This window comes from Bradyrhizobium sp. (genome assembly GCF_049586575.1).
In the GTDB taxonomy this organism is placed as follows: Bacteria; Pseudomonadota; Alphaproteobacteria; order Rhizobiales; family Xanthobacteraceae; genus Bradyrhizobium.
In genome coordinates this window covers 1-9,042 of sequence record NZ_JBAVCF010000122.1, presented here as the reverse complement: position 1 = coordinate 9,042, position 9,042 = coordinate 1, and the positions used below count along the sequence as shown (strand labels likewise).

The following is a 9,042-nucleotide window of genomic DNA, read 5'->3' as shown; positions in this document are numbered from 1 at the left end:
GCGTGAAGCGGATGTACGATTCCAGTCCGATCAGGCCGGCCGCATGGATCATGCGCACCACCACCGGTTCTTCGTCCGCCGAGAAGCGCACAAGGTTTGCTTCGTCGCGGATGATCGCGAAGGATTTCCGATAGATCGCCGCACCGTCGGTCTCGTAGCTGTGCTGCATTAGCGCGCTCCCGACAAAACTGAAGGGTTCGTAAGGATGTCGGTACCGCTCAATCCGCGCAAAACAGGCACGTCCCGCGTCGAACCACCGCGGATAAGATCGAATCCCTTATCCGTCGCAACGAGCGTGATCGACGCTGGGCCTGATTGGGCACAGCCCTTGGCGCAGCCGGAGACGTGAAGTCGGGCGTCAGCGGGCAGATGCGACGCGAGCGTTCTCGCCAATGCCCGCGTATCGGCATGCGCTTCGCGACAGCGCGGCGCGCCGCTGCAAGCAACAACGCGCAGCAGCGGGTCGTCCGCGTGCGTAATGAAGCCCTCGCAAGCGGGCATCTCGTGAACACCTTCCGCCAGCATCAATCGCCACGGCGTCATGCGGATGTCTGTGGCTTTTTGGGCCAGCCAGTTCAGCGCGCCGGAAGTCAGTTGCCCAAAGGCCACGCCGAACAGCGCGCCGTGTGGCGTGAGGCCGGGGTCAGGCGCAGCGCGTTTTGGCGCCAGTCTCGCATGGCCGCAAAGGTTTTGGGGCAACGTCGCACCGTCAGCGATATGAGTTGCCATCCGTCCCCGGCCAGTCTTGGCACCGCCCGAGAACACAAACCACTCGGCCAGACCGAGAGCGGCCGTCACGGCCCCGTTGCGCGGGACAGCGCGTCCAAATTCTACGCCATCGGCGCGCACGATGAGCTGTCCGTCGACATCGCGTTCGATCCGCACGTCGGCGGAAGCGCCCGAGAGCACGCGCTCTTTCCCGCAATCGACCGCGAAACCGAACTTGGCCGGCAGGCGGGCTGGACCATTCACAAGCGCTCGCTCCAGCTCGCCGGCGATGGAGATGAGTTCGTCACCGGCCGTCCAGAACGGGGCGATCAGAATATTGCGCCGCGCCTCGATGTCCGGCTCGGGATCGAGCAGGCGAAGCTGTCCGAGCCGTTCGATCAGCGACGGATGGCTGTCTTCGCTCACACCCCGGATCTGGAGGTTGGCCCTGCCGGTGAGATCGATCAGCCCGTTGCCGTAACGTTCGGCGAGCTCGGCAATACCTGCCGCCTGTTCGGCGTCGATCCGTCCCTCGCGCGGCCGGATGCGCACCACGAGCCCATCGCCCGATTGCATCGGCTGCCAGATTCCCGGGCACCAGCCCTTGATCGCACCCGCGTTCATGTGGCTAACGCGGCGGCAATCGAATTGCGCCGCGTCCTCCAAAGCGAAGCCTCGTGCAAGCGAGCGAAGCAAGTCTCGATCGCGGCAAGCGCCGGTGCGTTCTCGCGCGCGATAAATACGCGCACGCGGTCGTTGCCGAGCGTCGCGTCGTAATAGAGATCGAAAAGATGTGGCGGCACGGCGCCGGCGAGATGGGCGAACGCCGCCATGTGCTCCAGCGTCGCGGCGATTTCCGCCGCGCCACGAAAGCCGTGGCGCATCATGCCTTCGATCCATTTCGGATTGGCGGCGCGCGCTCGGACCACGCGCGATATCTCTTCCGTCAGCGATCGCGCATGCGGCTGGTCGGGCCGTGTAGCGTCGAGATGATATAGCGATGGCGACGCCGAACCGATTTTCGCCGCTGCGGCTGCAACACCGGCTTCATGGGCGGCATAGTCGGCCGCCAGCAAGAGGTCGGTTTCCGGCAGGTCCTGCGCATGTACGAATGCATCGGTCGCAGCGAGCCTTGCTTCGATCCCCGCACGATCGGACCGCATCGCGCCGTCGGACGCAAAGGCCCAGGAAGATGCCGATAACCAGGCTTCTCCGGCCGCAGCGCGGGACTCTGGCGTGTAGGCGTCTGCCAGCGACGCGATGCCGACGCCGTATTGGCCGGGGCGTGGCCCGAACACCCGTGATGTCTGAAGGCAGTAGGGATTTTCGTCACCTTCGCCGTCGCGTTCGCCGAGCGCCGTGGTCGCGGCCTCGAACAGTTGCGCAAGGCCCGGAAAGACGTCGCGAAACAGGCCGGACACGCGAAGCGTGACATCGATGCGCGGTCGTCCGAGTTCAGCCGGCGCGAGGATGTCATAACCCGACACGCGCCCCGAAGCGTGGTCCCAGCGCGGCGCGAGGCCGGCGAGATGCAGCGCCATCGCAAAATCTTCGCCTGAGGTGCGCATGGTCGACGATCCCCAGAGATCGACCATCAGCCCTTTCGGCCAGTCGCCGTGATCCTGCAAGTGACGGCGTAGAAGCTCTTCGGCAAGCTTGACGCCTTGCGCGTGAGCCGACGGCGTCGGCACGGCACGGGGATCGACCGCAAACAGATTGCGCCCCGTCGGCAGCACATCGCGGCGTCCGCGATAGGGCGAGCCGGCGGGTCCCGGCGCGATCCGGTTGCCACCGAGCGCCGCGAGCACGGCGTCCCGCTCAGCATCGCCGCAGGCGCCGCCGCCAAACACATGCAGCCCGTCGCCGAACTGGCTCTCCTTGAGATCGCAGACGAAGCGATCGATCCGCGGAATCGCTTCGGCAGGCGCGGCCGAGGCCTTAAGGCCAAGATCATCTTCCAGGCCAGCGGAGCGGGCCTCGTCGCGGATCGAGGCGATCAGGCGTTGCCGGCGCGGGGGATCAAGCCCGTCGGCGGTTGAATACTCATCCAGCAATTGCTCTAGCCTGTGCAGACGCTCCGGCACAGCGGACTGCACCTGCGGCGGCGGCAAATGGCCGATCGTCACAGCGCCAATGCGCCGCTTGGCCTGCGCCGCCTCGCCGGGATCGTTGACAATGAAGGGATAGATGACGGGCAGGTCGCCGATCAGCGCTTCGGGCCAACAGGACGAGGACAGAGCTACTGCCTTGCCGGGCAGCCATTCGAGCGTTCCGTGCGCGCCCATGTGGATGAGCGCATCAAACCCCTGGCGGCGGAGCCAGAGATAGAATGCCACATAGGCGTGGCGCGGTGTGCGCGACAGATCGTGATAGTCGGCGTCGCGGCTGTCAGTATCGCCGCGCTCCGGCTGAACGGCGATGATGGCGTTGCCGCATTCGATCGCCGCAAAATGAAATTCTCCGCCGCGGCAGGTTGAGTCGTGTTCCGGCGCGCCCCAGGCCTTGGCGAGATCATCCTGCAATGGCTGGGGAAGTTTCGCGAGTTCAGTGCGATAGTCGGCGAGACTCCACCCTAATTCTCGCCGCAACAAAACGTCACCGAGACTCTCCACGGACCCGACGTCGAAGCCGCTTGTTTTGAGATCGGACAACAGCGATTCGACCGAAGCGAGTGCGTCCAACCCGACCGCATGCGCGATCTGATGCGGGCGCCCGGGATAATTCGAGAGCATGATGGCGATCCGCTTGTCGCTCGCCGGCTTCGAAGCAAGCCTGCGCCAGGCAGTCACCCGGCCGGCGACTGCATCCACTCTTTCGTCGTCGGGCCGATGCGCCAGATGGGCGAATTGCAAATCGACATCGCGTTCGCCCGGCGACTTGAAGCTCACGACGCCCGTAAACAGCCGGCCATCGACTTCCGGCAACACCACATGCATCGCGAGGTCACCCGGCGACAGGCCGCGCAGCGATTCCGCCCACTCTTCGCGCCGGGCCGTGGACAACGCGACCTGGAACACCGGACAGGATGCGGCATCCAAAGGTGTCGTGCCGTCGTCGCCGATCGCGGAGAACGCGGTCGCATTCACGATGACAGCCGGCGGGTGCCGCTCGAACAGCGATTTCAAGCAATCCGCAACGCCGGCCGCTTTCAGGGAGGTGACGAACACGCCATAGGCGTCAAAGCCCTTTTGCCTGAGGGCCGCGATCAGTGCGTCGACCGGCGCGGTATCGGCTGCCGTTAGATAGGAGCGATAAAACGTCACAAGCGCGCGGGGCCGCTGAACGGGATCTGGCACGCTCGGGAGAACGCCGCGCGCAGGGTCGTAGAAACCCATGTCGGGCACATTGATTTCGCCGGTGACCGCCCCGGCATAGAGGCCGGCGGCAAGCGCGAGCTGAGCGATCGCCGCCTGTGCCGCGGTGGCCCCGCCCTGGTCGCATAACGCTTTTAGCCGCCGCAGCGTCGAAATCGGCAATGTCGAGAACGCATCCAGTCCGGGGTCGTCGCGGCCATCCGCCGGCAACACCGCCAATGCTATCTTGTGGTCTTTCGCCAGACGATGCAGGGCGGACAGCCCGTACGACCAATAGGATTCGCCGCCGATCAGGCGCACCAAAACGCCGCGCGCTTCCGGCAGTGTTCGTTCGATATAGGTGTCGACCGACAGCGGGTGGCGAAGCTCTGCGAGGTTGGAAAGCCGCAACGTCGGCAGGCTGGCGCGGCCGCGCCGCCATCCGGCCGCGAAAGTTGCAAGATCGCTGTCAGAGAACGAGAGCATCACCAATTCGGCCGGGCTCTGGCCGAGGTCCTTCGGGACCGCGGTCTCCTCAAGCCCGCGACTCTCGCGAAAGACAACGTGCATTAGACGCCAAGTCCCGTCTTGAGGGCACCCTCGTCGATATCACGCTGCTCGCCGATCAGCACCAGCTTCGACTGTCGTGGCCGCGCTCCCCAGGGCGTGTCGTATTGATGCCGGACCCTCTCGCCCACCGCTTGCAGCAACAGCCGCATCGGCTTGCCTGCGACGGCGATGTATCCCTTGGCGCGCAGCACGTTCTGCTCGCGGGCGAGCCGCTGGATCGTTGCGACCAGCGCGTCGATATCGGCAACTTCCGGAAGGTCGATGACGACGGAAGCGAAGTCGTCGTGCTCATGATCGTCTTCGCCATCGTGGTGGGACGGCCGCGCCGCGAGGTCGTCTTCGGCCGCAGCTCCGAGACCGAGGACGATACGGCTATCGACCGCGCCATCGACGATCGCCAACATCGGCACCCGGCGCGTCATCTCGGCAGATATTGCGGCTTTGGCCGCTTCAAGCCCCGCCGCGCCGGCAAGATCGGCTTTCGTCAGCAACACGATATCGGCACACGCGATCTGATCCTCAAATACCTCCGAAAGCGGCGTCTCGTGATCGATACTTTCATCGGCGGCGCGCTGCGCGTCGACGGCGGCGGGATCCGGTGCAAAACGTCCGGCGGCCACAGCTTCCGCATCCGCCAACGCGATGACGCCATCGACGGTGATCCGTGAGCGGATTTCCGGCCAGTCAAACGCCTTCAGCAGTGGCTTTGGCAGCGCCAGACCGGACGTCTCGATCAGGATATGGTCGGGCCTCACGCGCCGCGACAGCAACTGCTCCATCGCCGGGATGAAGTCGTCGGCCACCGTGCAGCAAATGCAGCCGTTGGCGAGTTCGACGATGTTCTCGGCTGGACAATTCGCATCCGCGCAGGATTTCAGGATATCGCCGTCCACGCCCTCGCTGCCGAATTCATTGACCAGCACGGCAAGCTTTTTGCCGTTGGCGTTGGCGATGAGGTGCTGGATCAGCGTCGTCTTGCCTGAGCCGAGAAAACCGGTCACGACCGTGACGGGGATTTTGGCAAGCGGATTCATTCGGCGGCCTCCGGGGCAACGGCGATGGTTGGAGCGATCGGTGGAATGCGGGCAAGCGACTGCTTGCGGAAGATTTCCGGGCGCTGCCGCCAGGGCACGATGCCGTCGGGTGCGGCCGCGTAGGCCGCCGCGCCCGCCGCAACATCGGACGCACTGGCTTCCGACAGGCGCCCGTAGACATAGGACCATCGGCCGGGCGCGCTGAGGGCGATCGAGCAACCCTGGTTGCACGCGGACAGACATTCGACGGGCACCACATGGACTCCTTCGGGCACGCCAATGCCGAGAATGGCCGCATGCAGACGCGCGCCGGGCGTGGTCTCACCCTCAGGCAGCGATTGGCCGGCACGGCAAGTGATGCAGACGTGAAGCGTGACGGTCATCGCTCTCCTCGAAGTCGTGACGGAAGGCGATGAGGTGCGCGAACCAGGCAACGGTTCGCTCCCCGTCGCGGAACACCCCGTCCGCCGGTCTTAATTCGATGCGCTGGCAGGTCTCCCGGCTTGCGGAGCAGGGTTTCCCCCTTCGATCCCCGCCTTCCCGACCTTTTGGGGGTCAGTGGCCTTGGGCATCTCTCCGGTCACGGTCGCGGGGGCGGCTGCTGTTCAGGTCAAATCCGCGGGGATTTGGCCCTATCGCATTCCCTCTTCGCCTGTCGTAGGACAGGAACCAACGCGGGTTCACCATTTGCCCGTGGCCGCTACTTGTCAAGCCAAAGGAGCCCATCCGGTGATGTCCAAGGAAGATGCTGGCCCCGACGAAAAAACTGCCGAAAAAACCGCGTTGTCCGGGGCTTCGCTCGATGAACGCCACGCGGAAAAAATGGCCAAGAAGAAGGCCGCCCGCGATCGGATCATGGCGACCAAGAGCGGCGATAAAGGACTCATCATCGTCCACACCGGCGCCGGCAAGGGCAAGTCGTCCTCCGCCTTCGGCATGATCGTCCGATGCGTTGCGCACGGCTTTCCCTGCGCGGTGGTCCAGTTCATCAAGGGCGCATGGGATACTGGCGAGCGCCGCCTGCTGGCCGGTCACTTCGGCGATCTCTGCCAATTCCATGCAATGGGCGAAGGCTTCACCTGGGAAACCCAGGACCGCGCCCGCGATATCGCAGCCGCGCAAGCCGGCTGGGAAAAAGCCAAGAAGTTGATCGCCGATGCAGCCTTGCGCATGGTCGTGCTCGACGAGATCAACATCGCGCTTCGCTATGATTATCTCGATATCAACGAAGTCGTCGATTTTCTGAAAAACCACAAACCGCCGATGACCCACGTGGTGCTCACCGGGCGCAACGCCAAGCAGGAACTGATCGACGCCGCCGATCTCGTCACCGAAATGACGCTGATCAAGCATCCGTTCCGTTCCGGCATCAAGGCGCAGCCCGGCGTGGAGTTCTAACCAGCAAGACAAGAATTAAGATCGATGGCCCGCGCATTGATGATCCAGGGAGCCGGCTCGAACGTGGGCAAGTCGCTCATCGTGGCCGGCCTTGCACGCGTGGCGGCACAGCGCGGCCTTCGCGTATTGCCCTTCAAGCCGCAAAACATGTCGAACAACGCCGCCGTGACGGTCGATGGCGGCGAGATCGGGCGCGCGCAGGCCTTGCAGGCGCAAGCAGCGGGCGTCGAACCTCACACCGACATGAATCCGGTTTTGCTGAAGCCTGAAACCGATACCGGCGCGCAGATCATCGTGCAGGGGCGCCGGGTCGCAACGTTGCGTGCGCGCGAATACGCGGCCATGAAATCTTCACTGATGACGCCGGTGCTTGAAAGTTTTTCGCGGCTCAAAGATCGCGCCGACCTCGTGCTGGTCGAAGGCGCCGGCAGCCCTGCCGAAGTCAACCTCCGCAAGGCCGACATCGCCAATATGGGCTTTGCCCGCCGCGCCGGTGTGCCGGTCATGCTGGTCGGCGACATCGACCGTGGCGGCGTCATTGCGCAGCTTGTCGGAACCAAGACCGTCATCGATCCCGACGATGCCGCCATGATCGACGGTTTTGTCATCAACAAATTCCGCGGCGATCCGTCGCTGTTCGACGACGGCTATCGGCTGATCGAGAAGCAAACCGGCTGGCGGGGATTTGGCGTGCTGCCTTATTTTGCGCGCGCCAATGAGCTTCCTGCCGAAGATGTGCTCGGGCTTGGCGACTCGCGCAGAAGCGGCAAATGCAAGATCGCCTTTCTCGCACTGTCGCGCATTGCCAATTTCGACGACCTTGATCCGCTCAAGCTCGAACCGGAGGTCGATCTGGTGATGGTTCGGCCGGGGGAGGCGATCCCCGGCGATTGCAGATTGGTCATCGTTCCTGGCTCGAAGTCCACCCGTGGGGATCTCGCCTTCTTGCGCGCGCAAGGCTGGGACATCGATCTTCTCGCTCATCACCGTCGCGGCGGCCATGTGCTCGGCCTTTGCGGCGGCTACCAGATGCTCGGGCGAAGCGTTGCCGATCCCGCGGGGATTGAGGGGCCATCAGGCGAAACGTCCGGCCTTGGACTGCTCGATGTTTCAACCGTCATGACGCCGCAGAAGACGCTGACGCGCGTGACAGCCTCCCATGCGGCAACAAAACAGCCGATCGATGCTTACGAAATCCACATCGGACATACTGAAGGCGCGGATTGCGCTCGTCCGTTCGCCATGCTCAACGGTCGACCTGAGGGCGCGGTTTCTGCGGACGGTCGGGTTCATGGCAGCTACCTGCACGGGGTGTTTGCATCGGATGCCTTTCGGTCGGCATTTCTCGCGCAATTGGGAATTCCCGCCACCGACCAGCAGTACCGCGGAAAGGTAGAGAGTGCGCTCGACGCGCTTGCGGAGCACATCGAGGCTCATCTCGACGTCGACGGACTATTCGCGCTTGCGCGCTGAGGTTAGCGAGTCAAAGCCGCGGACAATCGCACCCACTCGGTCTCGTCGCCCGGCAATCCCAGCCGCAGCCAACCCTTTTGGTACGAGAATACGCGAGACCATATCTGCGCGCGCGCAAGCCTTTCCTGCGCGAGCTTGGCGTCGCCGGTCTCGTAAAGACGAAACAGTGGCGTGCCGCCGACAAGGGTCCAGCCGCGCCGCGCCACCTCGTCATCCAGCCGCAGGCCATCGCGGATCAGGCGCGCCGATGTCGCTTCCGCCCATTCGCGGTCGAGCAACGCGCGGCTGCCGATTTCAATCGCCGCGCCGGAGACCGGCCATGGCCCCGCCATGACCGCCAGCGCGGCGATGTCAGCGTCGTTTCCGAGGATGAAGCCGAGCCGCAATCCGGCGAGCCCGAAAAATTTCCCGAAAGACCGCAGGATCAGGAGCCCCGGCAGCCCCGCTTTAGGCGCAAGCGAAAGAGCGGGAGTGGCGTCGGCAAAACTCTCATCAACCACCAGCCGTCCAACACGCGGCAGCAGCGCGAGCAGCTGGCTCGGCTCATGTCGCTTGCCGTCGGGGTT

The 9,042-nt window shown here is 64.3% G+C and carries 8 protein-coding genes and 1 riboswitch; of the genes, 2 read left to right on the top strand and 6 right to left on the bottom strand.

Annotation, left to right across the window (positions count from 1 at the left end):
* The 5 genes from WB528_RS04270 to WB528_RS04250 form a co-directional block, all read right to left on the bottom strand.
* Positions 1–169: precorrin-8X methylmutase (locus tag WB528_RS04270; RefSeq protein WP_423887185.1), on the bottom strand; the 169-nt coding region annotated here is incomplete at its 3' end.
* A complete protein-coding gene (cobG, locus tag WB528_RS04265) occupies positions 169–1,332 on the bottom strand; it encodes a precorrin-3B synthase (protein ID WP_423887184.1) in 1,164 nt (387 codons plus the stop codon). The genes WB528_RS04270 and cobG, both read right to left, overlap by 1 nt.
* Entirely contained in the window at positions 1,329–4,571 is a 3,243-nt protein-coding gene (gene cobN, locus WB528_RS04260) for a cobaltochelatase subunit CobN (protein ID WP_423887183.1), read from the bottom strand. The genes cobG and cobN overlap by 4 nt, the downstream gene beginning before the upstream one ends.
* Positions 4,571–5,605: a cobalamin biosynthesis protein CobW gene (cobW, locus tag WB528_RS04255; RefSeq protein ID WP_423887182.1), complete on the bottom strand. Its 1,035-nt coding sequence runs from the start codon at positions 5,603–5,605 to the stop codon at positions 4,571–4,573. The genes cobN and cobW overlap by 1 nt, the downstream gene beginning before the upstream one ends.
* Complete coding sequence (locus WB528_RS04250; protein WP_423887181.1) at positions 5,602–5,988, bottom strand: DUF1636 family protein; 387 nt, start codon at positions 5,986–5,988, stop codon at positions 5,602–5,604. The genes cobW and WB528_RS04250 overlap by 4 nt, the downstream gene beginning before the upstream one ends.
* Positions 5,989–6,076: 88 nt before the next feature.
* Positions 6,077–6,294: riboswitch (cobalamin riboswitch) on the bottom strand.
* A 43-nt stretch (positions 6,295–6,337) separates the two neighbouring features.
* On the opposite strand from WB528_RS04250, the gene cobO reads away from it, so the two are divergent.
* Positions 6,338–7,003 carry a cob(I)yrinic acid a,c-diamide adenosyltransferase gene (cobO, locus tag WB528_RS04245; protein WP_423887180.1) on the top strand — a complete coding sequence of 222 codons (666 nt, stop codon included), beginning with the start codon at positions 6,338–6,340 and terminating at the stop codon, positions 7,001–7,003.
* 24 nt (positions 7,004–7,027) lie between these two features.
* On the top strand, positions 7,028–8,476 hold the full coding sequence (locus WB528_RS04240) for a cobyric acid synthase (RefSeq protein ID WP_423887179.1): 1,449 nt from the start codon (positions 7,028–7,030) through the stop codon (positions 8,474–8,476).
* Positions 8,477–8,478: 2 nt separating this feature from the next.
* On the opposite strand, the gene WB528_RS04235 is transcribed toward WB528_RS04240, so the two are convergent.
* On the bottom strand, positions 8,479–9,042 hold a 564-nt coding region (locus tag WB528_RS04235; RefSeq protein WP_423887178.1), incomplete at its 5' end, for an aminotransferase class I/II-fold pyridoxal phosphate-dependent enzyme.

Coding starts and splice junctions, on each gene's coding strand:
- WB528_RS04240 (WP_423887179.1), top strand. CDS start 7,028: ATGGCCCGCGCATTGATGATCCAGGGAGCCGGCTCGAACGTGGGCAAG.
- cobN (WP_423887183.1), bottom strand. CDS start 4,571: ATGCACGTTGTCTTTCGCGAGAGTCGCGGGCTTGAGGAGACCGCGGTC.
- cobO (WP_423887180.1), top strand. CDS start 6,338: ATGTCCAAGGAAGATGCTGGCCCCGACGAAAAAACTGCCGAAAAAACC.
- cobG (WP_423887184.1), bottom strand. CDS start 1,332: ATGAACGCGGGTGCGATCAAGGGCTGGTGCCCGGGAATCTGGCAGCCG.
- cobW (WP_423887182.1), bottom strand. CDS start 5,605: ATGAATCCGCTTGCCAAAATCCCCGTCACGGTCGTGACCGGTTTTCTC.
- WB528_RS04250 (WP_423887181.1), bottom strand. CDS start 5,988: ATGACCGTCACGCTTCACGTCTGCATCACTTGCCGTGCCGGCCAATCG.